The organism is Enterobacter sp. CCUG 70166 (assembly GCF_020224095.1).
GTDB classification, from domain to species: domain Bacteria; phylum Pseudomonadota; class Gammaproteobacteria; order Enterobacterales; family Enterobacteriaceae; genus Enterobacter; species Enterobacter intestinihominis.
This window is the reverse complement of record NZ_NRIQ01000036.1, coordinates 131,109-152,634: the sequence shown is the minus strand read 5'-3', so window position 1 is coordinate 152,634 and position 21,526 is coordinate 131,109. Positions and strand designations below refer to the sequence as shown.

The window sequence follows — 21,526 nt, the reverse complement described above, 5'->3', positions numbered from 1 at the left end:
AAAGAGGCGTGATGCTTTTTGGATCTTTTCGCGGGCCATTTTTATACTGCTTTTATCGATATGGACAATTGGTTTCCTTCAGGACCCTTGGGAGAACTGAATCTATGGCCGAACCGCAAAACGATCCCCTGCTGCCGGGATACTCATTTAACGCCCATCTGGTGGCGGGGCTGACGCCCATTGAGGCCGAGGGGTATCTCGATTTCTACGTCGATCGACCGCTCGGAATGAAAGGGTATATTCTGAACCTGACCGTTCGCGGGGAAGGGGTGATTAAAAACGGCGATCGGCAGTTTATCTGCCGCCCTGGTGATATGCTGCTGTTCCCGCCGGGGGAGATCCACCACTACGGACGCCACCCGGATGCCAAAGAGTGGTATCACCAGTGGGTCTATTTCCGTCCGCGCGCTTACTGGCAGGAGTGGCTCTCGTGGCCGGCCATTTTCGCCCATACCGGTTTATATCGCCCGGATGAGGCGCATCTGGCGCAGTTCCGTGAGCTGTTTGCACAGATTATTGAGGCAGGGCAGGCGGGAGGGCGCTACGCCGAACTGCTGGCCATCAACCTGCTTGAACAGGTGCTGCTGCGCCGCATGGAGGCCATCAACGAGTCGCTTAATCCGCCGCTGGACAACCGCGTCCGCGACGCCTGCCAGTACATCAGCGACCACCTTGCCGACAGCCAGTTTGATATTGCCAGCGTCGCCCAGCATGTGTGCCTGTCGCCGTCACGGCTGTCGCATCTGTTCCGCCAGCAGCTTGGCGTGAGCGTACTCAGCTGGCGCGAGGATCAGCGCATCAGCCAGGCGAAACTGCTGCTCAGCACCACCCGAATGCCTATCGCCACCGTCGGGCGTAACGTCGGCTTTGAAGATCAGCTCTATTTCTCTCGCGTGTTTAAGAAGTGCACCGGTGCCAGCCCGAGCGAATTCCGTGCGGGATGTGAATAATCGGTAAACATTCAGGTGAACTTCAGGCGCATCTTGTAAACTATTCAGACAATTGATGCCTTGACGCGGTGCAGGGCGCTAAGCAGAATCGCTGATTCGTTTTCTGACCGGAATAGTTATGCAGGCATTGCTGGAACATTTTATTACCCAGTCCGTTATGTATTCGCTCATCGCAGTGGCGCTGGTGGCGTTTCTGGAGTCGCTGGCGCTGGTCGGGCTGATCCTGCCCGGCACCGTGATGATGGCGGGGCTTGGGGCGCTTATCGGCAGCGGTGAGGTCAATTTCTGGCAGGCGTGGATGGCCGGTATTATCGGCTGTTTGCTGGGGGACTGGATCTCCTTCTGGCTGGGCTGGCGCTTTAAGAAGCCGCTACACCGCTGGTCGTTCATGAAAAAAAACAAAGCGCTGCTGGATAAAACCGAGCATGCGCTGCACCAGCACAGCATGTTCACCATCCTCGTGGGGCGCTTCGTTGGGCCAACGCGTCCACTGGTGCCGATGGTGGCCGGGATGCTGGATCTGCCCGTCGCGAAGTTTGTGGTGCCGAATATCATCGGCTGCGTCTTCTGGCCGCCGTTCTACTTCCTGCCGGGTATCCTGGCGGGCGCGGCGATTGATATTCCTGACGGTATGCAAAGCGGTGAGTTTAAATGGCTGCTGCTGGGTACGGCGGTGCTGCTGTGGCTGGCGGTTTGGCTCTGCTGGCGCCTGTGGCGCAGCGCGAAAGCGAGCGTCGATCGCCTGACCCGCTATCTCCCACGCACGCGCCTGCTCTGGCTGGCCCCACTTACGCTCGGCGTGGCGGTGGTAGCGCTGGTGGCGCTGATCCGCCACCCGCTGATGCCGGTGTACGGAGAGATCCTGTTGAAGGTGGTGAGCCGTTAAGGTGTTTTCCCTCTCCCCGTGGGAGAGGGCCAGGGTGAGGGCATCAGACCGCACGAATGCCCAACAATGAAGATGCCCCTGCGTTACCACTCAGAAGTTCTTCTGTTTCTCCATCCCACAAAATACGTCCCTCTGCGATCACCACCGATCGCGGCGCGATGCGTGCGGCATCTTCAATGCTGTGCGAAACCATCAGCATCGTCAGTTGCTCGCGCTCGCACACCTCCTCAACCAGCGAGAGCATCTCCTGGCGCAGGGCCGGGTCGAGCGCCGAAAAGGGTTCGTCGAGCAGCAGCAGCGGCTGCTCGCGCACCAGACAGCGTGCCAGCGCCACGCGCTGGCGCTGGCCGCCGGAAAGCTCCCCCGGAAGCCTGTTGATAAACGCAGACAGGCCCATTTGTTCGGCGATCGCCTCAAGCGTCTGACGCTGCGCAGCACTGAGCTTTAACCCCGGATCCATACCCAGCGCGATGTTCTGCCAGACCGTAAGATGATTGAACAGATTGTTTTCCTGAAACAGCATCGACACCGGGCGCTTAGCCGGCGGAGCGTAGGAAAACTCGCCGTTATCAATGACGATCGACCCGCTGGCAGGTTGCAGAAAACCGGCGATCAAATTGAGCAAGGTGCTTTTCCCGGCACCGCTTGGGCCAAGCACTGCGATTCGCTCTCCCTGACGAACGGAGAGGGTAAAACGCATTGGCAGGTGCTCATAAAGCCAGGTTACATCAGTCAGTTTTAACATCACGCCCCGGAAGTTTTTCGATAACGGTAAATAACGCAAAGCACAGCAGCAACAGGAGCAGCGCCGTGACGGCGCCGTCCTGGCTACGATAGGAGCCAATTTGCTGATAAAGCCAGAACGGCAGCGTGCGGAAATCCTCGTTGCCGAAGAGCGCCACTACGCCAAAATCGCCAATCGACAGCACGCAGGCAAACGCCAGCGCCTGGGCGAGCGGACGTTTCAGTGCGCGCAATTCTACCACCTTCAGACGCTGCCAGCCCTGCATGCCCAGCGACTGACACAGCAAGCTGTAGCGGCTGTTGACGTCGCGCATCGGGTTTTCCAGTACCTTGAGCGCGTAAGGGATGGCCATCAGTGCGTTGGTAAAAATGACGATGCCGTCGGCGCTTTCCGGCAGGCCGATGGTGCTGTTGAACAGTAAAAAGAATCCGGTCGCCAGCACAATGCCCGGCATCGCCAGGATCAGCATACCCGTCAGTTCCAGCGCGTGTCCGGCTTTACGGGCATGACGCGCGTACAGCTCGCGGCTGCTCCAGAGCAGCATCATGGTCAGCATCACGCACAGTAGCCCGGCTGCCAGCGCAATGCGCAAGGAGGTCCACGTCGCTTGCCACAGGACAGGTTGTTGCAGTACCGACAACACATTGCGATTCAGTCCATCAACGATAACGGCCAGCAGCGGGGGCAGCAAAAGCAGGAGTGCCAGTGCGATCAGCATAAAATCCGCGACGCGGCTATACAGGCTGTCCTGCGGATCGCGCCAGCCCGTCATGTTATTGCTTCCTGTGGGGATCGTTTTGCTTAGCCTCTGGCTGAGTAACACCAGTGCCAGACAGCATACCATCTGCACGATCGCCAGCAGCGCGGCGCGGCCCGGATCGTAGTCGTAACTTAAAGCCTGATAGATCGCCAGCTCAATGGTGGTGGCCTGCGGCCCGCCGCCGAGAGAAAGTACGGTCGCGAAGCTGGCAAAGCAGAGCATAAAGATTAGCGCGGCAACCGGGGCAATCTGGCGTCGCAGCCACGGCCATTCGACAAAGCGGAAGAACGACCAGCCGCGCATGCCAAGCTGGGCGGCAATCTGACGCTGCTCACCGGGAATGTTTTCCAGCGCCTGTAAAAAGAGGCGCGTGGCCATCGGCATATTGAAAAAAATATGCGCCAGCAGAATGCCTTTCAGGCCGTATGGCGAGAAGGTCCATTCCAGACCAAGCAGGTTGAAAAGGAATGCCAGCCATCCCTGCCGACCATAGACGCTCAGAATGCCGAACACCGCCACCAGCACGGGCAGGATCAGCGTCATCGCGCACAGCCGCAGCAGGGCAAGCCTGCCGGGGAAACGTCTGCGATAGAGGGCGCGCGCGAGGAAAATGGCCGGGAGCGTCGACAGCAGCGCGGAAAGAAACGCCTGCCAGAAGGAGAAACGGATGACGTGCCAGAGATAGCTGTCGTGCCAGAGGGCAAGCAGATCGCTCTCTGGCGCGTTAAACCACAGCGCAAGGAATGCACCCAGGCTGACGACCACCATCAGTATAGCGGCGAGCAGCCCGGGAACTAACCAGCCGGGGATCAGCGGCTGACGGCGCGTTGCCATTCACTTATCCATGCGGCGCGCTGGGTGGCAACCTGCTGCGGCGTAAATTCCAGGGAGGTTTGCGGTTTGTTCAGCTGCTCAAAACCTGCCGGCAGCGCAACATCAGTGACCGGGTACATCCAGTTTCCTGTCGGAATAGCATTCTGGAATGCCGGTGAAACCATAAACTTCAGGAATTTCTCGGCGAGCTCCGGCTGTTTGCTCGCGGCGGTGCGGGCGGCCACTTCCACCTGCAAATAATGCCCTTCAGCAAAGTTCGCGGCAGCGTAGTTGTCTTTCTTCTCGGCGATAATGTGGTAGGCCGGAGAAGTCGTGTAGCTCAGCACAAGGTCGCTTTCGCCTTTCAGGAACAGGCCGTAGGCTTCGCTCCAGCCTTTGGTGACGGTAACGGTTTTCGCAGCCAGTTTCTGCCACGCCTCAGGCGTTTTGTCGCCATAGACTTTCTGCATCCACAACAGCAGCCCCAGACCCGGCGTGCTGGTGCGCGGATCTTCATAAATCACGCGCCACTTCTGATCGCTTTCGACCAGCTCTTTCAGGCTTTTGGGCGGATTCTTCAGCTTGTTTTTATCGTAGACAAACGCAAAGTAACCGTAATCAAAGGGAACGAAGGTGTCGTTTTTCCAGCCGCCCGGCACGTTGACAGCATCTGCCGCCACGCCGCTTTTGGCGAACAGTCTGGTTTGAGTGGCGGCTTGCAGCAGGTTGTTATCCAGCCCGAGCACCACGTCGGCTTTGCTGTTTTTGCCTTCCATACGCAGCCGGTTAAGCAGAGAGACACCATCTTCCAGTGCCACGAATTTCAGTTCGCAGTTGCAGTCGGCTTCAAAGGCTTTTTTCACCGCCGGGCCGGGGCCCCAGTCGGCGGAGAAGGAGTCGTAGGTGTAGACCGTCAGGACAGGCTTAGCAAAAACAGGCAGCGCAAACAGCGCCAGCAGAGGAAGAACGTTTTTTAACACTTTGCACCTCAGGGTTGAGTGGCAAAGGATTTTGAGAGACAGCCTCAAATCCCTTCGCCGGCGTTATCCGGATCAGGTTCGACGGGTATTATCTCAGCGCACATCAGTGATGCAGCACCCCGTTGAGAACGGCGCTATTGTAATGATTTGGTGAATATTACGAAAGCGTTATGGCTCCGGCGGCGCAAACCACGCGGATTTAAAATCAAACCAGCCCAGGGTATTCATTCGCAGGCCGCGCATGCTGCGCTGACCCTGGATCAGCAGCCAGTGGTGAATCAACGGTACGATCGTCTGCCCGGCCAGCAGCTCCTGACACCAGGCGGCCAGATCCATTTCTCCTGCCCGCCACCGTGCGGCGTCTCGCTGCCAGTCCCGATTAATACAGTGCTGAATCAGGGGCACTTCATAAAGGTGAGAGAAGAGCGAAAAATCAAGCGGCAGCGTGAAGTTCGCACTGTTGAGCCAGATATCGCTGATAACATCTCCACGGTGCCATTCATCATAGTCCACTTCCTGTATCGCCAGCGTCACGCCCTCGGCTGCCAGCAGCTTACTCATGATCCTTGCGATAAACCGGTGCTCAATGTGATCGCGATAGTAGCTGAGGGTGATGGTCTCCAGTCCGGCAGGTTTTTCACTGCGTACTGGCTGCGCATGGTGCCAGCGCGGAAGCAGGCCATAGGCCGGGAACCACCAGGTCTGGTATTGCTCCTCTGCGTGATAAATCAGGTTAGCGGGCGCCAGAACATGGCTGATCCACCTGCGTACGTCGTGATTCGCCCCGCGATGGCTGCGGCTATCGAAGAGCAGGTAGTAGCAGCCCTCCTCCAGGCGGCTTTCGAACGCCTTTTCACCGGCTGTTGGCCCTTCCAGCGTCAGGCCTGCGCTCAGCTCTTCGTTGAGATCCGGTAGTACCCAGACGTTGACTTCGTCGATCAGCGCCCTATAGCCAAAGTAATCATCAAAGGCGCGGATCTTCAGCTGATTACTGTTGTTCCGTGAAACGGAGTAGGGGCCCGTACCAATCGGCTGGCTGGAAAAATTGTTCAGGGATCGCCACTCGGCAGGCAGGATCATCGAGGGCACGTAGCCCAGAAGCCACGGAAGCCATTTGTCCGGATGCGATAGCTCAATATCCAGGGTCCAGGCCGTGGGGGAGTGGATCCGCGCGATATGCGAATAGAGCGGCAGCGTGCGGGCGCGCTCTAAGGAATCGATAACGTCGCGCATCTCCAGCTCGCGTCCATGGTGGAAATGAATGCCGGGACGTAAAAAGAAGCGCCAGTGCAACGGAGACACCTGTTGCCAGTGATGGGCAATATCCGCTTCCAGTTCCCCGTTTTCCTCATTTATCCGCGTCAGACCGCTAAAAATCTGCCGGGCCATGTGGGTTTCAGAGCGACGTAACGCCGTACCGGGCAACAGATTTTTCATTGGGCGATAGTAAAGCACTCGCAGAATGTGGCGTCCCTGACGAAAGCTGCGTCCCAGATGCGAGACCAGCATCTGGCGCACGGCGGCTTTGTCGCCCACCAGCTGGACCAGCTGATCGATGCGGTCTTGCTCCAGCAGATCCTCCGCCCGCTGTTGCTGCAACGCCAGGCCGGTATAGAGGAAAGTCAGGCGCGAGCGCTTACCGCGTCCGGCTTCGGCCTCCCAGTTTAGCCAGCCCTGCTGCTGCATGGTGTTAATGAGGGTACGCATATGACGCCGGGAGCAGTTGAGGAGCTCAGCCAGCTCGTTCAGCGTGGTCTCCTGCGATTGCCCCTCGCAGCACTGCCAGAGGCGGATAAATTGTTGTTGCAGACGACCAGAAGGCATAAAAGAGGAACTCCTGACAAAAAATCAGCAATTTATTAATCCCTATATTAAGCCAATAATCCTTATCGATGAAGCGAGGAGGTAAATTATGAAGAGGTCTACCGCACGTCAGTTTTATCAGCACTATTTTTCAGCGACAAAGGGAGTGTCCTGGCTGGCCCGCCAGTGCGCAGAGCAGCGGCTGAGAATACTGGAAGATCTGATGCAGTGGGACGTTACGAAACCGACCTCTTCTCGCTAACTCGCCTCGATCATGTGTGACTGAGTATTGGTGCTAATCACCCGCCAGCAAAATGTTTTTGCTGGCTTTTTTCGTTTACTATTTCACCCAATTTCGATTCGCTTTCATAAGGACTTGCGCATGCTCTGGTTGATGACGATGGGGCGACGCCTGAACGGCGTGTACGCCGCTTTTATGCTGGTGGCCTTCATGATGGGCGTGGCCGGTGCGCTACAGGCGCCGACGCTGAGCCTGTTTCTCAGCCGTGAGGTTGGGGCGCAGCCATTTTGGGTAGGCCTGTTCTACACCGTCAACGCCATTGCCGGGATCCTCGTCAGCCTGTGGCTGGCGAAACGATCCGACAGCCAGGGCGATCGCCGCAAGCTGATCCTCTTTTGTTGCGCCATGGCCGTGGGCAACGCGTTGCTGTTTGCCTTTAATCGTCACTACCTGACGCTTATCACCTGTGGCGTGCTGTTGGCCTCTCTGGCGAACACCGCCATGCCGCAGCTCTTCGCCCTGGCCCGGGAGTACGCCGACAACTCGGCGCGGGAAGTGGTGATGTTCAGCTCGGTGATGCGTGCGCAGCTCTCTCTCGCATGGGTCATCGGCCCCCCGCTGGCGTTCATGCTGGCGCTGAACTACGGTTTCACCGTCATGTTCACCATCGCCGCGGGAATTTTTGCCATCAGCCTGGCGCTGATAGCCTTTGTGCTGCCATCGGTGGCGCGCGTAGAGCAGGTGACGGACAAGCCCATCACCCAGGTAAGCGGCTGGCAGGATAAAAACGTCCGCATGTTGTATATCGCCTCCACGCTGATGTGGACCTGCAACACCATGTACATTATCGATATGCCGCTGTGGATCAGCAGCGATCTGGGACTGCCCGACAAGCTCGCGGGGATCCTGATGGGCACCGCTGCCGGGCTGGAGATCCCGGCGATGATTCTGGCGGGTTACTACGTAAAACGTTTCGGAAAGCGTCGGATGATGGTCGTCGCCGTGGCGGCTGGGGTAGTGTTCTACGCGGGGTTAATCCTTTTCCATTCGCGTGAAGCTTTGCTGGCGTTACAGCTATTTAACGCGGTATTTATCGGAATCGTTGCCGGGATCGGCATGCTCTGGTTCCAGGATTTAATGCCGGGGCGAGCAGGCTCCGCGACCACGCTGTTTACAAACAGTATCTCTACCGGCGTGATTCTGGCAGGGGTGATTCAGGGGGCGCTGTCGCAAAGCTATGGACATGCATCCGTGTACTGGGTGATCGCAGCGATTTCGGTCATCACGCTTGTATTAACGTTCCGGGTTAAAGACGTTTGATTCTGGAAGGCGGCTTCACGAAATGAAACGATTTTCTGACAGGAGCAGAGAAGGCGCATAGAGTGCGTGACGGGTGCTTGAGGCTGTTTGCCTCAGGCTTTCGCAAGAGGCAAACAGTGGAGAGTCCCACATCAAAAAACTGATGGGGAGACAAACTTCACAACCAACATTGCGAGGTTAGTCTCTTCATTGCCGAAAAGCAATAAGGAGGCTGGAATGCCAAAACGTACTCTGCTGTTAGGTTTGTTTCTGATCTGTACGACGTTGTTGATCTTCACCTGGATGGTGCGTGACTCGCTGTGTGAGCTGCACTTCAGACAGGAGAAAACAGAGCTGGCGGCAGTGTTGGCTTACGAAGCAAAACGTTAGCGGTATTGGCGGGGAAAGTTTCCCCGCCTCTCCAGAGTGGTTACGCCTCAACGCACCCTTATCAATGGCCCGCGTCCTGCGGGCCATTGCCTTTAGCCCATAAACGCAGGCTGTTTTTTCTCGTAGGTGGAGATAGCCTCTTCGTGTTGCAGCGTCAGGCCAATGCTATCCAGACCGTTCAGCATGCAGTGGCGACGGAACGCATCAATGCTAAAGCTGTAGGTCTTGTCACCGGCTTTCACCACTTCTGCTTCCAGATCCACTTCAAACGACATCCCCGGATTTGCCTGCACCAGCGCAAACAGTTCATCGACCTGTTCGTCACTCAGCGTCACCGGCAGCAGCTGGTTGTTGAAGCTGTTGCCGTAGAAGATATCCGCGAAGCTTGGGGCGATAACCACTTTAAAACCGTAGTCGGTCAGCGCCCATGGCGCGTGTTCACGCGACGATCCGCAGCCAAAGTTTTCCCGCGCCAGCAAAATGGAGGCGCCTTTGTATTCCTGAAAGTTCAGGACGAATTCTGGGTTAGGCACTTCGCCTTTATCGTCGAGGAAGCGCCAGTCGTTGAACAGATGCGCCCCAAAACCCGTGCGCGTCACTTTCTGCAAAAACTGTTTAGGAATGATCGCGTCAGTATCGACGTTAGCGGCGTCCAGCGGGACAACACGGCCCGTATGTTGGGTAAATTTCTCTGCCATGATTGTCTCCTTATTTCAGGCTGCGAATATCGGCGAAATGACCGGTGACTGCCGCAGCGGCGGCCATTGCCGGGCTGACCAGGTGGGTGCGCCCACCGCGGCCCTGACGGCCTTCAAAGTTACGGTTGCTGGTGGAGGCACAGCGCTCGCCCGGATTCAGGCGGTCGTTGTTCATCGCCAGACACATGGAGCAGCCGGGCAGGCGCCACTCGAAGCCTGCTTCGATAAAGATCTTATCCAGACCTTCCGCTTCCGCCTGGGCTTTCACCGGACCGGAGCCCGGCACAACCAGCGCCTGCACGCCCGGTGCCACTTTGCGGCCTTTTGCAATTTCTGCCGCAGCGCGTAAATCTTCGATACGGGAGTTAGTGCAGGAGCCGATGAACACTTTATCAATGCTCACGTCGGTCAGCGGTACGCCGGGTTTCAGCCCCATATAGGCCAGCGCCTTTTCCGCACTCGCGCGCTCGACCGGATCGGCGAAGGAAGCCGGGTCAGGAATGCAGTCGTTGACGGAAATGACCTGGCCCGGGTTGGTGCCCCAGGTGACTTGCGGGGCGATCTCTTCCGCCTGCAACGTCACAACGGTATCAAAAATTGCCCCCTCGTCCGTTTTCAGGGTTTTCCAGTACGCAACCGCGTCGTCAAAATCCTGTCCTTTCGGCGCATGAAGACGCCCCTTCACATAGTTGAAGGTGGTGTCGTCTGGGGCCACCAGGCCTGCTTTGGCACCCATCTCAATGGCCATGTTGCACAGGGTCATACGACCTTCCATGCTCAGCGCCTGAATAGCGTCGCCGCAGAACTCAACGACGTGACCGGTACCGCCTGCACTGCCGGTTTTGCCGATAATCGCCAGCACGATATCTTTCGCGGTGATACCCGGCGCGGCTTTCCCCTTCACTTCAATCTTCATGGTTTTGGCGCGGCCCTGCTTCAGGGTCTGCGTCGCCAGAACGTGTTCCACTTCAGAGGTGCCAATCCCGAACGCCAGGGCGCCAAATGCGCCGTGCGTCGCGGTGTGGGAGTCGCCGCAGACAATGGTCATGCCCGGCAGAGTAATACCCTGTTCAGGCCCCATTACGTGGACGATGCCCTGATAGGGGTGGTTCAGATCGTACAGCTCCACGCCAAACTCGTTACAGTTCTTAATCAGCTCCTGCATCTGGATACGCGCCATCTCGCCAGATGCATTAATGTCTTTGGTCTGGGTGGAAACGTTGTGATCCATCGTGGCAAAGGTTTTACCCGGCTGACGCACCGGGCGCTTGTGCGCACGCAGGCCGTCAAATGCCTGAGGAGACGTCACTTCGTGTACCAGATGACGGTCGATGTACAACAGTGGGGTTTCGTCTGGCGTCTCGTAAACAACGTGCGCATCAAACAACTTCTCATATAACGTCTTAGCCATGATTACACCCCTTCAGCGACATAGCGGGCAATGATGTCGCCCATTTCATCGGTACTGACTGCCGCCGTGCCGCGTGCTAAATCACCGGTACGGACGCCTTCTTCTAACGCCCGGTTAATGGCGTTTTCAATTGCGGTTGCTGCATCGCCTGCATCCAGGCTGTAGCGCAGCAGCAGAGCCAGGGAGAGGATCTGCGCAATCGGGTTGGCGATGTTTTTGCCTGCGATATCCGGCGCGGAGCCCCCCGCCGGTTCGTACAGGCCAAAGCCTTCTTCGTTCAGGCTGGCCGAGGGCAGCATGCCCATGGAGCCAGTGATCATGGCGCATTCATCCGAGAGAATATCGCCGAACAGGTTGGAGCACAGCAACACGTCAAACTGAGACGGATCTTTGATCAGCTGCATCGTTGCGTTGTCGATATACATATGCGACAGCGCAACGTCCGGGTACTGCTTAGCGACTTCACTGACGATTTCGCGCCACAAAATGGAAGACTGGAGCACGTTCGCTTTATCAATCGAGGTCACTTTACGGCGGCGTTTGCGCGCTGACTCAAACGCGATATGGGCGATACGTTCAATTTCAAAACGGTGATAGACCTCGGTATCAAACGCTTTCTCATGCTGACCGCTGCCTTCGCGACCTTTTGGCTGACCGAAGTAGATGCCGCCGGTCAGCTCACGCACGCAGAGAATGTCGAAACCGTTGGCCGCGATATCCGCGCGCAGCGGGCAGAACTCTTCCAGCCCCGGGTACAGCTTCGCCGGACGCAGGTTGCTGAACAGTTTGAAATGTTTACGCAGCGGCAGCAGCGCACCGCGCTCCGGCTGCTCTGCTGGCGGCAAATGTTCCCACTTAGGGCCGCCCACGGAGCCAAACAGCACGGCATCGGCATTTTCACAGCCTTCCACAGTGGCTTTCGGCAATGGCGTACCGTGGTTATCAATCGCAATACCGCCCACATCGTAGTGGCTGGTGGTAATTTTCATCGCAAAACGCGAACGAACGGCTTCCAGTACTTTCAGCGCCTGTGCCATCACTTCCGGGCCAATACCGTCACCCGGCAACACAGCAATATGGTAATTCTTCGACATCACACGGTTTCCTTGTTGTTCTCTTTATTCTGAGCTTTGCGTTGCAACTCTTTTTCGACTTCGGCGGCGCGCCAGATGTTGTTCAGGACATGCACCATCGCTTTCGCGGAGGATTCGACGATATCTGTCGCCAGACCCACACCGTGGAAGCGGCGACCGTTATAATTGACGACGATATCCACCTGACCCAGGGCGTCTTTACCGTGCCCTTTAGCCGTCAGGTCGTATTTCACCAGCTCTACGTCGTACTCAGTGACGCGGTTAATCGCCTGGTAAATGGCATCCACAGGGCCGTTGCCGTTGGCGGCTTCCGCTTTAATTTCATCCCCGCAGGCCAGCTTCACGGAGGCGGTGGCGATGTCGCTTGAGCCGGACTGGACGTTGAAGTAGTCCAGACGGAAGTGCTCTGGCTCTTCCTGCTGTTTGTTGATGAATGCCAGCGCTTCCAGATCGTAATCAAACACCTGGCCCTTCTTGTCCGCCAGCTTCAGGAAGGCGTCGTACAGCTGATCCATGTTGTAATCGCTGTCCTTGTAGCCCATCTCTTCCATACGGTGCTTCACTGCCGCGCGACCAGAGCGTGAGGTCAGGTTCAACTGAACCTGGTTCAGACCGATGGATTCCGGAGTCATGATTTCGTAGTTTTCACGGTTCTTCAGCACGCCATCCTGGTGAATACCGGAAGAGTGAGCGAACGCGCCCGTACCGACAATCGCTTTGTTGGCCGGGATCGGCATGTTGCAAATCTGGCTGACGGTCTGGCTGGTGCGCCAGATTTCGTTGTGATTGATGCGTGTGTGCACGTCCATGATGTCTTTGCGCACTTTGATCGCCATGATCACTTCTTCCAGCGAACAGTTGCCTGCGCGTTCGCCGATGCCGTTCATCGCGCCTTCTACCTGACGCGCGCCGGCGTGCACCGCCGCGATAGCATTGCCAACGGCCAGACCCAGGTCATCGTGGGTGTGTACAGAGATAATGGCTTTATCAATATTTGGTACGCGGTCATACAGACCAGTAATGATGTTGGCAAACTCAAACGGCATGGTGTAGCCGACGGTATCCGGGATGTTGATGGTTCTGGCTCCGGCATTAATAGCGGCTTCCACTACACGGGCCAAATCGTCAATCGGCGTGCGGCCTGCATCTTCACAGGAAAATTCCACGTCGTCAGTGTAGTTACGCGCCCGTTTAACCATATACACCGCACGTTCGATCACTTCATCCAGCGTGCTGCGCAACTTGGTTGCAATGTGCATGGGGGAGGTGGCAATAAAAGTATGGATACGGAAAGCTTCTGCAACTTTCAGGGATTCCGCGGCCACATCGATATCTTTCTCAACGCAGCGAGCCAGAGCGCACACGCGGCTGTTTTTGATGGTGCGGGCGATGGTCTGCACTGACTCAAAATCACCCGGCGAGGAGACAGGAAAACCGACCTCCATTACGTCTACACCCATGCGTTCCAGGGCCAGCGCAATTTGCAGTTTTTCTTTAACACTCAGGCTCGCCTGTAATGCCTGTTCACCGTCACGTAAAGTAGTATCGAAAATAACGACTTGCTGGCTCATGGGTTAGGTCCTTGTCAGTCTTAGGGCGCCTTGCTACGAGCATAAAAAAACCCGCGCAGTGGCGCGGGTTTTTAGTTTTACTGAAGACGATTCAACGCTGAATTTCGCCCGCCAGTCTACCGCGCACAGTGGATGCGTTTAGTAGTAGTAGACCGGTGAAACGAAGGGTGCGAATCATGAATCCTGCTCCAGGTGAATGCGATATGCATTTAGTGGTACTGGATACGCCGACTCATGTCAACCCCTCCCAGACAAAACCAGGACCCAACGCAGGGAGAATACATTAGCTAATTGTGCTGGTTTTTGCGTGGCTAACCGATTTTATTGTCTATTATTGGACTGGGGATTCATCTCTGGAATAATTTGAATATAATTGGTAGCAATTGAACATACTATTTTCACCAACATGCTATGAAATGGAATGTGTTTCATATCATTGATTTATAGACTTCATGAATGATTTACGGGTAAGTAAGTTATCAAAATTGATATCAATTTGTTAATGAATATGCGTTGTATACTATTAATAGTTTAATAACGCTTAAGTCATTATTAATGAGAGCGTTGATTGTGTATTTGTCTGGTTTATGGTTTCATGCTCACAATAAAGTTTGAGATATCTTTTGAACGATTTTTAACTCTTCATTTATGGGGTGCGTAAAGCCGCTCGGTGAATGGGGCTCTTTATATATTCCGAATTTTAAATAATTTCCTTTCGCTTGTTGTATATGCATGGTAAATCATATTTTTCGAAGTTATTACTGTACCTGGGCAAAGGGAATTTAGCGTGACGGTGGAGTCAGAAATGCCAGAAAATAATATTAACCAACCACAGACTTATGATGGGGTTAAGCCTCAGTTACGCACAGTGGATCTTAACTTGTTAACTGTATTCGATGCAGTGATGCAGGAGCAGAATATTACGCGAGCAGCGCAATCTCTGGGAATGTCTCAGCCTGCCGTGAGTAATGCCGTAGCCAGACTTAAGGTGATGTTTAACGACGAGTTATTCGTTCGTTATGGGAGGGGGATTCAGCCCACAGCGCGTGCATTCCAGCTATTCGGTTCGATTCGTCAGGCGCTACAGCTGGTTCAAAATGAACTTCCCGGTTCGGGCTTTGAACCCTTAAGCAGTGAGCGGGTTTTCCATCTCTGTGTTTGCAGTCCGTTAGATAATTATTTGACGTCTGTTATATATAATAAAGTTGAACAGATCGCCCCAAATATTCATCTCGTTTTTAAATCATCATTAAATCAAAACACTGAACACCAGCTTCGTTATCAGGAAACAGAGTTTGTTCTGGGATACGAAGAGTTCCGCCGTCCAGAGTTTGCCTGTGTTCCGTTGTTCAAAGACGAAATGGTGTTAGTCGCCAGTAAAAAACATCCCCGTATGAATTCGCCGCTGCGTGAAAGCGATGTTTACAGTGAGCAATACGCCGTTGTTGCTCTTGACAGATATGCCTCATTCAGTCAACCGTGGTATGACACCGCCGATAAACAAGCCAGCGTGGCTTATCAGGGAATGGCCATGGTCAGTGTATTAAATGTCGTTTCTCAGACGCAGTTAGTCGCTATTGCGCCGCGCTGGCTTGCTGAAGAGTTCTCCGATTCACTGAATCTGCAAATTTTACCTCTGCCGCTCAAGCTTAATAGCCGTACCTGTTATCTTTCCTGGCATGAGGCTGCGGGTCGGGATAAAGGGCATCAGTGGATGGAAGAGCTGCTGATCAATATTTGCCGTCGCTAGGTTCTGGTGAATAAACCGCATGACGTCATGCGGTTTATTCTGCGGTTTTTAAAACTGGCGATATTATGTTCTGTGTTCATTTTTTCAGTTACTTATGCATGCTCAAAAATAGATGATTTCCTGATCCATCCTCTTTTTAAGAGATGAATTATTATTGTCTCCACTCATACCAGACGAATTCACCATATTCATGTCTGTCAGCTGTTTTTTCTGCTTTTATTGCTCATTCCCGCATCCCGTTTGCTAATTGCCTGCCTCATAACGAGCGGTTAAGGTATCCATCACTCTGCACATTATAAGATGGGTTTACCCTGTCAGAAGACGGCGCGGAAATGAATTCTGTAGACCGTCTATAACAAAAGCCTGGAGGCAAAGCATGGAGATGTTGTCTGGCGCGGAAATGGTCGTCCGATCGCTTATCGATCAGGGCGTGAAACAAGTGTTCGGCTATCCCGGAGGCGCGGTTCTCGATATTTATGACGCGCTGCACACGGTAGGCGGTATTGATCATGTTCTGGTTCGTCATGAACAGGCTGCTGTGCATATGGCTGACGGCCTGGCCCGCGCCACGGGCGAAGTGGGTGTTGTGCTGGTCACTTCCGGGCCGGGGGCGACCAATGCCATTACCGGCATAGCGACTGCGTATATGGACTCTATTCCACTGGTCATTCTTTCCGGACAGGTGGCGACGTCGCTGATTGGCTATGATGCGTTTCAGGAGTGCGACATGGTGGGGATCTCACGCCCCGTGGTGAAGCACAGCTTTCTGGTTAAACAAACTGAAGATATCCCGGGCGTACTGAAAAAAGCCTTCTGGCTGGCCGCCAGCGGTCGTCCTGGGCCAGTGGTTGTCGATCTGCCAAAAGATATTCTCAATCCGGCGAATAAACTGCCTTACCTTTGGCCTGAGTCGGTGAGCATGCGTTCGTATAATCCGACCACGCAAGGGCACAAAGGACAGATTAAACGTGCGCTGCAAACGCTGCTGTCTGCGAAAAAACCGGTGGTCTATGTGGGGGGCGGCGCCGTCAATGCAGCCTGCGAAACGCAACTACGCGAACTGATCGAGAAGCTCAATCTTCCTGTTGCGTCATCACTGATGGGGCTGGGGGCATTCCCTGCCACGCATCGGCAGGCGCTGGGCATGCTGGGTATGCACGGCACCTACGAAGCCAATATGACGATGCACAATTCTGACGTGATTTTTGCCGTCGGCGTGCGTTTTGACGATCGCACCACGAACAACCTGGCGAAATACTGCCCGAATGCGACGGTGCTGCACATTGATATCGATCCTACTTCTATCTCTAAAACGGTGCCGGCGGATGTGCCGATCGTGGGAGACGCACGACAGGTGCTGGATCAAATGTTGGATCTGCTGGCGCAGGAGACCGCCTCTCAACCGCTGGACGAGATCCGCGACTGGTGGCAACAAATCGAGCAATGGCGTGGCCGTCAGTGCCTTAAATACGACACGCAAAGTGAGAACATCAAACCGCAGGCGGTGATCGAGACGATCTGGCGTCTGACTAATGGCGATGCGTATGTCACTTCTGACGTGGGCCAGCATCAGATGTTTGCTGCGCTGTATTACCCGTTTGATAAACCGCGTCGCTGGATCAACTCAGGCGGGCTCGGCACGATGGGCTTTGGTTTGCCCGCCGCGCTGGGGGTAAAGCTGGCGTTGCCAAACGAAACGGTTATTTGCGTAACGGGTGACGGCAGTATACAGATGAATATTCAGGAACTTTCCACTGCGCTGCAATATGAACTGCCAGTGCTGGTGCTGAACCTGAATAACGGTTACCTCGGCATGGTAAAACAGTGGCAGGATATGATTTATTCGGGCCGTCACTCCCAGTCCTATATGAAATCACTTCCGGACTTTGTCCGTCTGGCTGAAGCCTATGGTCATATTGGCATGCGGGTAACCGATCCGTCAGAGCTGGAAGCGAAGCTCGGCGAAGCGCTTGAGCATGTTAAAAACAATCGCCTCGTCTTCATGGACGTTATCGTCGATGGCACAGAGCACGTTTATCCGATGCATATTCGTGGCGGTGGTATGGATGAAATGTGGTTAAGCAAAACGGAGAGAACCTGATATGCGCCGGATATTATCTGTATTACTGGAAAATGAGTCGGGCGCACTGTCGCGGGTTATTGGGCTCTTTGCCCAGCGCGGCTATAACATTGAAAGCCTGACCGTGGCACCGACCGATGACCCTACGCTCTCGCGCATGACGATCCAGACTGTCGGCGATGCGAAAGTGCTTGAGCAGATCGAAAAGCAATTGCACAAGCTGGTGGACGTACTGCGCGTCAGCGAGCTGGGGCAGGGTGCTTACGTCGAACGTGAAGTGATGCTGGTGAAAATTCAGGCCAGCGGTTACGGCCGTGAAGAGGTCAAGCGCAACACGGATATTTTCCGTGGGCAGATTATTGACGTCACGCCTTCTATATATACTGTCCAGCTTGCCGGAACGAGCGATAAGCTGGACGCTTTCCTGGCCTCTGTCAGGGATGTGGCAAAAATTGTTGAAGTTGCGCGCTCTGGCGTTGTTGGCCTCTCGCGCGGCGATAAAATCATGCGTGAGTAGCGCAATAGGTTCGCCTCTTTCAGCCCGGTAGCCCAAGCCGGGCTTTTTTTGCGTAATCCGCCGACAACGCAGACAAAAGCGGTTGCCGTGAAGGCTATTCTGCGTTTAGATGTTAAAATATTTAACCATAACCTTGACAGGGCCATGGACTCTTTTCTTTTTTTGAGGGGCAATTGTGAAACTGGATGAAATCGCCCGGCTCGCCGGCGTGTCGAGAACCACGGCCAGCTATGTGATTAACGGTAAAGCAAAGCAGTATCGTGTCAGCGATAAGACCGTTGAGAAAGTGATGGCAGTCGTTCGTGAGCATAATTACCATCCGAATGCTGTCGCCGCAGGTTTACGTGCCGGGCGCACCCGCTCTATTGGCCTGGTGATCCCGGACCTGGAAAACACCAGCTATACCCGCATCGCCAACTATCTGGAACGTCAGGCTCGTCAGCGGGGCTATCAGCTGTTGATTGCCTGCTCCGAGGATCAGCCCGACAACGAGATGCGCTGCATTGAGCATCTGCTGCAACGTCAGGTTGATGCCATCATCGTGTCGACCTCTTTACCACCCGAGCATCCGTTCTATCAGCGCTGGGCGAACGATCCGTTCCCGATAGTGGCGCTGGATCGTGCGCTCGATCGTGAACATTTCACCAGCGTCGTGGGTGCCGATCAGGACGATGCAGAAATGCTGGCTGCCGAGCTGCGTACCTTCCCGGCTGAAACGGTGCTGTATCTTGGCGCTTTGCCTGAACTTTCGGTAAGCTTCCTGCGTGAACAAGGGTTCCGTACGGCATGGAAAGACGATCCGCGTGACGTTCATTATCTCTATGCCAACAGTTATGAGCGCGAAGCGGCTGCCCAGCTGTTCGAGAAATGGCTGGAAACGCACCCGATGCCGCAGGCGTTGTTTACCACCTCGTTTGCTCTGTTGCAGGGAGTGATGGACGTGACGTTACGTCGCGATGGCAAGCTGCCATCCGATCTGGCGATTGCTACCTTCGGTGATAACGAACTGCTCGACTTCCTGCAATGTCCAGTGCTGGCCGTGGCTCAGCGTCACCGCGACGTCGCCGAGCGCGTGCTGGAGATTGTTCTGGCAAGCCTGGATGAACCCCGCAAGCCGAAACCCGGGCTTACGCGTATCAAACGTAATCTCTATCGGCGCGGAATTTTGAGCCGCCATTAATATTTCCACAGGGGCGGTATAACTGCCCCTTTTGCGGCGAATTTATTGCGATAAATAATTCCCGGATAAAAATTAGGATTTATCTCTAAGATTCATAGCCTGCTATTTTTCTGAATCCATTTTGGTGTTAAAAAGCACAATTATAAATTTTTGACTGACATTTCTTTGTATTGTTTTGTTACAAACAGGCGCCAGCCGATGAATATTCAGCCATTTTTCACTCTCCCTCCAGGCCTCAATGCACACGAACGAATCCATATTGCCTCGGGATTAAACTGGTGCTGTTATCCCCCGGCGATATGCCTTAAAATGCTGCCCGCGTCGCAAACTGACACTTTATATTTCCCTGCGATGATATTGAGTGAGTCTTAACGCTCGTGTGCATATTCGGTTTTTTTCTTACAAATATTCATAACGTTAATTTTGCCTCGCCAGTTGTTTAGTTATTAGCCAGGTCACTCTTGCTCTGTAAATAGGATGCTTTCGGGTCCGTACAGAGAGAGTCCTGGCTTGACAAGCTTTTCCCTCGCTCCGTAAACTCCTTCAGGTGGGAATTTGTGGGTTAAAGTGGTGAGGAGGGGTGAGGCTGGCATGTTCCGTGGAGCAACGTTAGTCAATCTCGACAGCAAAGGGCGTTTATCGGTACCAACCCGATACCGTGACCAGCTGATTGAGAACGCTTCGGGTCAACTGGTTTGCACCATTGACATCAACTCCCCCTGCCTGCTGCTTTATCCTTTGCCTGAATGGGAAATCATTGAGCAAAAGCTGTCGCGACTGTCGAGCATGAACCCGCAGGAACGCCGCGTACAGCGGTTGTTATTGGGACATGCCAGTGAATGTCAGATGGATAGCGCCGGGCGATTATTGATTGCGCCTGTGTTGCGGCAACATGCCGGTCTGACTAAAGAAGTGATGCTGGTCGGGCAGTTCAACAAGTTTGAACTGTGGGACGAAACGACCTGGTATCAACAGGTCAAGGAAGATATCGACGCTGAGCAGTCTGATTCCGCAACATTATCGGAACGGCTGCAGGACTTGTCTCTATAAATATGATGGAAAATTATAAACATACAACGGTGCTGCTGGATGAGGCCGTTAACGGCCTGAATATTCGTCCAGATGGCATCTATATTGATGGCACTTTTGGTCGCGGTGGCCACTCGCGTTTGATCCTCTCTCAGCTTGGAGCGGAAGGGCGCCTGCTGGCAATTGACCGCGATCCGCAGGCGATTGCCGTTGCGCAAACCATCGATGACCCTCGCTTTTCCATCGTGCATGGACCTTTCTCTGCGCTTGCGGATTATGTCGCCGAGCGCGGCCTGACCGGCAAAATCGACGGGATCCTCCTCGATCTTGGTGTCTCTTCACCACAGCTTGATGATGCAGAACGCGGCTTCTCCTTTATGCGCGACGGTCCGCTGGATATGCGTATGGACCCCACCCGCGGCCAGTCTGCCGCCGAGTGGTTACAAACTGCTGACGAAGCGGATATTGCCTGGGTGATCAAAACCTTCGGCGAAGAACGCTTTGGCAAACGTATTGCGCGCGCCATCGTGGAGCGCAACCGCGTTGAGCCAATGACCCGTACCAAAGAGCTGGCAGAAGTCATCGCGGCGGCAACGCCAGTGAAGGACAAGCACAAACATCCTGCGACCCGTACCTTCCAGGCGGTTCGTATCTGGGTAAACAGTGAACTGGAGGAAATAGAGCTGGCGCTAAAAAGCTCGCTCGACGTGCTGGCCCCGGGTGGGCGGTTATCCATCATCAGCTTCCATTCGCTGGAAGATCGCATCGTTAAGCGCTTTATGCGTGAACAGAGCCGCGGTCCGCAGGTTCCAGCTGGGCTGCCGATGACGGAAGAACAACTCAGAAAGCTGGGAGGCCGTCAGTTACGAGCATTAGGCAAGTTGATGCCGGGCGAAGAAGAGGTGGCAGAGAATCCACGTGCCCGTAGTTCAGTGCTGCGTATTGCAGAGAGGACGAACGCATGATCAGCAGAGTGACAGAGACCCTAAGCAAAGTTAAGGGATCGTTAGGAAGCAACGAGCGCCATGCCTTGCCTGGCGTGATCGGCGACGATCTTTTGCGGTTTGGGAAGCTGCCACTCTGCTTGTTCATTTGCATCATTGTGACGGCAGTCATGGTGGTAACCACCGCTCACCATACCCGTTTGTTAACTGCGCAGCGCGAACAGATGGTACTGGAACGCGATGCGCTGGATATTGAATGGCGAAATCTGATCCTTGAAGAAAACGCGCTCGGCGATCACAGCCGGGTTGAACGGATCGCAACGGAAAAACTGCAATTACAGCATGTTGATCCTTCGCAGGAAAATATCGTAGTACAAAAATAAGG

21 protein-coding genes and 1 riboswitch are annotated in these 21,526 nt (G+C 54.6%); of the genes, 12 read left to right on the top strand and 9 right to left on the bottom strand.

The genetic code is table 11. The features are described 5' to 3' along the window. The first annotated feature begins 104 nt into the window (after positions 1-104). Complete coding sequence (gene araC, locus CKK19_RS16220) at positions 105-950, top strand: arabinose operon transcriptional regulator AraC (RefSeq protein ID WP_022647026.1); 846 nt, start codon at positions 105-107, stop codon at positions 948-950. A 118-nt stretch (positions 951-1,068) separates the two neighbouring features. Continuing rightward, the gene (locus CKK19_RS16215) at positions 1,069-1,836 is read left to right on the top strand and encodes a DedA family protein (RefSeq protein ID WP_017383796.1); all 768 of its coding nucleotides are present in this window, start codon (positions 1,069-1,071) and stop codon (positions 1,834-1,836) included. Between the two features lie 43 nt (positions 1,837-1,879). On the opposite strand, the gene thiQ is transcribed toward CKK19_RS16215, so the two are convergent. The 4 genes from thiQ to sgrR form a co-directional block, all read right to left on the bottom strand. Further along, positions 1,880-2,581, bottom strand: a complete 702-nt coding sequence (gene thiQ / locus CKK19_RS16210; RefSeq protein ID WP_063853335.1) for a thiamine ABC transporter ATP-binding protein ThiQ — start codon at positions 2,579-2,581, stop codon at positions 1,880-1,882. After that, on the bottom strand, positions 2,565-4,175 hold the full coding sequence (thiP, locus tag CKK19_RS16205) for a thiamine/thiamine pyrophosphate ABC transporter permease ThiP (protein WP_063853336.1): 1,611 nt from the start codon (positions 4,173-4,175) through the stop codon (positions 2,565-2,567). Before thiP ends, thiQ begins: the two co-directional genes overlap by 17 nt. After that, complete coding sequence (gene thiB / locus CKK19_RS16200; protein WP_022647029.1) at positions 4,151-5,134, bottom strand: thiamine ABC transporter substrate binding subunit; 984 nt, start codon at positions 5,132-5,134, stop codon at positions 4,151-4,153. Before thiB ends, thiP begins: the two co-directional genes overlap by 25 nt. Positions 5,135-5,165: 31 nt before the next feature. Beyond that, a riboswitch (TPP riboswitch) is annotated at positions 5,166-5,266 on the bottom strand. A 36-nt stretch (positions 5,267-5,302) separates the two neighbouring features. Next, entirely contained in the window at positions 5,303-6,958 is a 1,656-nt protein-coding gene (gene sgrR / locus CKK19_RS16195; protein ID WP_063853337.1) for an HTH-type transcriptional regulator SgrR, read from the bottom strand. Between the two features lie 88 nt (positions 6,959-7,046). Between sgrR and sgrT the strand changes: the two genes are divergently transcribed. The 3 genes from sgrT to CKK19_RS16180 all read left to right on the top strand — a co-directional run bounded on the left by sgrT (position 7,047) and on the right by CKK19_RS16180 (position 8,867). Then, positions 7,047-7,199 (top strand): glucose uptake inhibitor SgrT, encoded by a 153-nt coding sequence (gene sgrT / locus CKK19_RS16190; protein ID WP_003856388.1) that lies wholly within the window; start codon positions 7,047-7,049, stop codon positions 7,197-7,199. A gap of 120 nt (positions 7,200-7,319) precedes the next feature. Continuing rightward, the gene (locus CKK19_RS16185; protein WP_063853338.1) at positions 7,320-8,498 is read left to right on the top strand and encodes a sugar efflux transporter; all 1,179 of its coding nucleotides are present in this window, start codon (positions 7,320-7,322) and stop codon (positions 8,496-8,498) included. Between the two features lie 216 nt (positions 8,499-8,714). Then, the gene (locus CKK19_RS16180) at positions 8,715-8,867 is read left to right on the top strand and encodes a Hok/Gef family protein (RefSeq protein WP_010427008.1); all 153 of its coding nucleotides are present in this window, start codon (positions 8,715-8,717) and stop codon (positions 8,865-8,867) included. Positions 8,868-8,959: 92 nt separating this feature from the next. Here CKK19_RS16180 and leuD read toward each other — a convergent pair whose 3' ends face one another. The 5 genes from leuD to leuL all read right to left on the bottom strand — a co-directional run bounded on the left by leuD (position 8,960) and on the right by leuL (position 13,819). Next, positions 8,960-9,565 carry a 3-isopropylmalate dehydratase small subunit gene (gene leuD / locus CKK19_RS16175; RefSeq protein WP_023299315.1) on the bottom strand — a complete coding sequence of 202 codons (606 nt, stop codon included), beginning with the start codon at positions 9,563-9,565 and terminating at the stop codon, positions 8,960-8,962. A gap of 10 nt (positions 9,566-9,575) precedes the next feature. Continuing rightward, on the bottom strand, positions 9,576-10,976 hold the full coding sequence (gene leuC / locus CKK19_RS16170) for a 3-isopropylmalate dehydratase large subunit (protein ID WP_063163137.1): 1,401 nt from the start codon (positions 10,974-10,976) through the stop codon (positions 9,576-9,578). Between the two features lie 2 nt (positions 10,977-10,978). Further along, positions 10,979-12,070: a 3-isopropylmalate dehydrogenase gene (gene leuB, locus CKK19_RS16165; protein ID WP_022647034.1), complete on the bottom strand. Its 1,092-nt coding sequence runs from the start codon at positions 12,068-12,070 to the stop codon at positions 10,979-10,981. Next, complete coding sequence (leuA, locus tag CKK19_RS16160; RefSeq protein ID WP_022647035.1) at positions 12,070-13,641, bottom strand: 2-isopropylmalate synthase; 1,572 nt, start codon at positions 13,639-13,641, stop codon at positions 12,070-12,072. The genes leuB and leuA overlap by 1 nt, the downstream gene beginning before the upstream one ends. Positions 13,642-13,732: 91 nt before the next feature. Continuing rightward, positions 13,733-13,819: a leu operon leader peptide gene (gene leuL / locus CKK19_RS25435; protein WP_057979999.1), complete on the bottom strand. Its 87-nt coding sequence runs from the start codon at positions 13,817-13,819 to the stop codon at positions 13,733-13,735. A gap of 627 nt (positions 13,820-14,446) precedes the next feature. Between leuL and leuO the strand changes: the two genes are divergently transcribed. The 7 genes from leuO (at position 14,447) to ftsL (ending at position 21,524) form a co-directional block, all read left to right on the top strand. Next, positions 14,447-15,391 (top strand): transcriptional regulator LeuO, encoded by a 945-nt coding sequence (gene leuO, locus CKK19_RS16150; RefSeq protein WP_225455186.1) that lies wholly within the window; start codon positions 14,447-14,449, stop codon positions 15,389-15,391. 376 nt (positions 15,392-15,767) lie between these two features. Further along, the gene (ilvI, locus tag CKK19_RS16145; RefSeq protein ID WP_046619887.1) at positions 15,768-17,492 is read left to right on the top strand and encodes an acetolactate synthase 3 large subunit; all 1,725 of its coding nucleotides are present in this window, start codon (positions 15,768-15,770) and stop codon (positions 17,490-17,492) included. A 1-nt stretch (position 17,493) separates the two neighbouring features. Then, positions 17,494-17,988 carry an acetolactate synthase small subunit gene (gene ilvN, locus CKK19_RS16140; protein ID WP_001252742.1) on the top strand — a complete coding sequence of 165 codons (495 nt, stop codon included), beginning with the start codon at positions 17,494-17,496 and terminating at the stop codon, positions 17,986-17,988. Positions 17,989-18,163: 175 nt separating this feature from the next. Next, a complete protein-coding gene (cra, locus tag CKK19_RS16135) occupies positions 18,164-19,168 on the top strand; it encodes a catabolite repressor/activator (RefSeq protein ID WP_003856369.1) in 1,005 nt (334 codons plus the stop codon). A gap of 591 nt (positions 19,169-19,759) precedes the next feature. After that, on the top strand, positions 19,760-20,218 hold the full coding sequence (mraZ, locus tag CKK19_RS16130; RefSeq protein WP_014830641.1) for a division/cell wall cluster transcriptional repressor MraZ: 459 nt from the start codon (positions 19,760-19,762) through the stop codon (positions 20,216-20,218). A gap of 2 nt (positions 20,219-20,220) precedes the next feature. Continuing rightward, complete coding sequence (gene rsmH, locus CKK19_RS16125; protein ID WP_003856366.1) at positions 20,221-21,162, top strand: 16S rRNA (cytosine(1402)-N(4))-methyltransferase RsmH; 942 nt, start codon at positions 20,221-20,223, stop codon at positions 21,160-21,162. Further along, a complete protein-coding gene (ftsL, locus tag CKK19_RS16120) occupies positions 21,159-21,524 on the top strand; it encodes a cell division protein FtsL (protein ID WP_003856363.1) in 366 nt (121 codons plus the stop codon). The genes rsmH and ftsL overlap by 4 nt, the downstream gene beginning before the upstream one ends. Positions 21,525-21,526: the final 2 nt, after the last annotated feature.

Coding starts and splice junctions, on each gene's coding strand:
- leuB (WP_022647034.1), bottom strand. CDS start 12,070: ATGTCGAAGAATTACCATATTGCTGTGTTGCCGGGTGACGGTATTGGC.
- ilvI (WP_046619887.1), top strand. CDS start 15,768: ATGGAGATGTTGTCTGGCGCGGAAATGGTCGTCCGATCGCTTATCGAT.
- ilvN (WP_001252742.1), top strand. CDS start 17,494: ATGCGCCGGATATTATCTGTATTACTGGAAAATGAGTCGGGCGCACTG.
- CKK19_RS16215 (WP_017383796.1), top strand. CDS start 1,069: ATGCAGGCATTGCTGGAACATTTTATTACCCAGTCCGTTATGTATTCG.
- sgrT (WP_003856388.1), top strand. CDS start 7,047: ATGAAGAGGTCTACCGCACGTCAGTTTTATCAGCACTATTTTTCAGCG.
- CKK19_RS16185 (WP_063853338.1), top strand. CDS start 7,320: ATGCTCTGGTTGATGACGATGGGGCGACGCCTGAACGGCGTGTACGCC.
- araC (WP_022647026.1), top strand. CDS start 105: ATGGCCGAACCGCAAAACGATCCCCTGCTGCCGGGATACTCATTTAAC.
- sgrR (WP_063853337.1), bottom strand. CDS start 6,958: ATGCCTTCTGGTCGTCTGCAACAACAATTTATCCGCCTCTGGCAGTGC.
- CKK19_RS16180 (WP_010427008.1), top strand. CDS start 8,715: ATGCCAAAACGTACTCTGCTGTTAGGTTTGTTTCTGATCTGTACGACG.
- rsmH (WP_003856366.1), top strand. CDS start 20,221: ATGATGGAAAATTATAAACATACAACGGTGCTGCTGGATGAGGCCGTT.
- thiQ (WP_063853335.1), bottom strand. CDS start 2,581: ATGTTAAAACTGACTGATGTAACCTGGCTTTATGAGCACCTGCCAATG.
- ftsL (WP_003856363.1), top strand. CDS start 21,159: ATGATCAGCAGAGTGACAGAGACCCTAAGCAAAGTTAAGGGATCGTTA.
- thiP (WP_063853336.1), bottom strand. CDS start 4,175: ATGGCAACGCGCCGTCAGCCGCTGATCCCCGGCTGGTTAGTTCCCGGG.
- leuL (WP_057979999.1), bottom strand. CDS start 13,819: ATGATTCGCACCCTTCGTTTCACCGGTCTACTACTACTAAACGCATCC.
- mraZ (WP_014830641.1), top strand. CDS start 19,760: ATGTTCCGTGGAGCAACGTTAGTCAATCTCGACAGCAAAGGGCGTTTA.
- leuA (WP_022647035.1), bottom strand. CDS start 13,641: ATGAGCCAGCAAGTCGTTATTTTCGATACTACTTTACGTGACGGTGAA.
- leuD (WP_023299315.1), bottom strand. CDS start 9,565: ATGGCAGAGAAATTTACCCAACATACGGGCCGTGTTGTCCCGCTGGAC.
- leuC (WP_063163137.1), bottom strand. CDS start 10,976: ATGGCTAAGACGTTATATGAGAAGTTGTTTGATGCGCACGTTGTTTAC.
- leuO (WP_225455186.1), top strand. CDS start 14,447: ATGCCAGAAAATAATATTAACCAACCACAGACTTATGATGGGGTTAAG.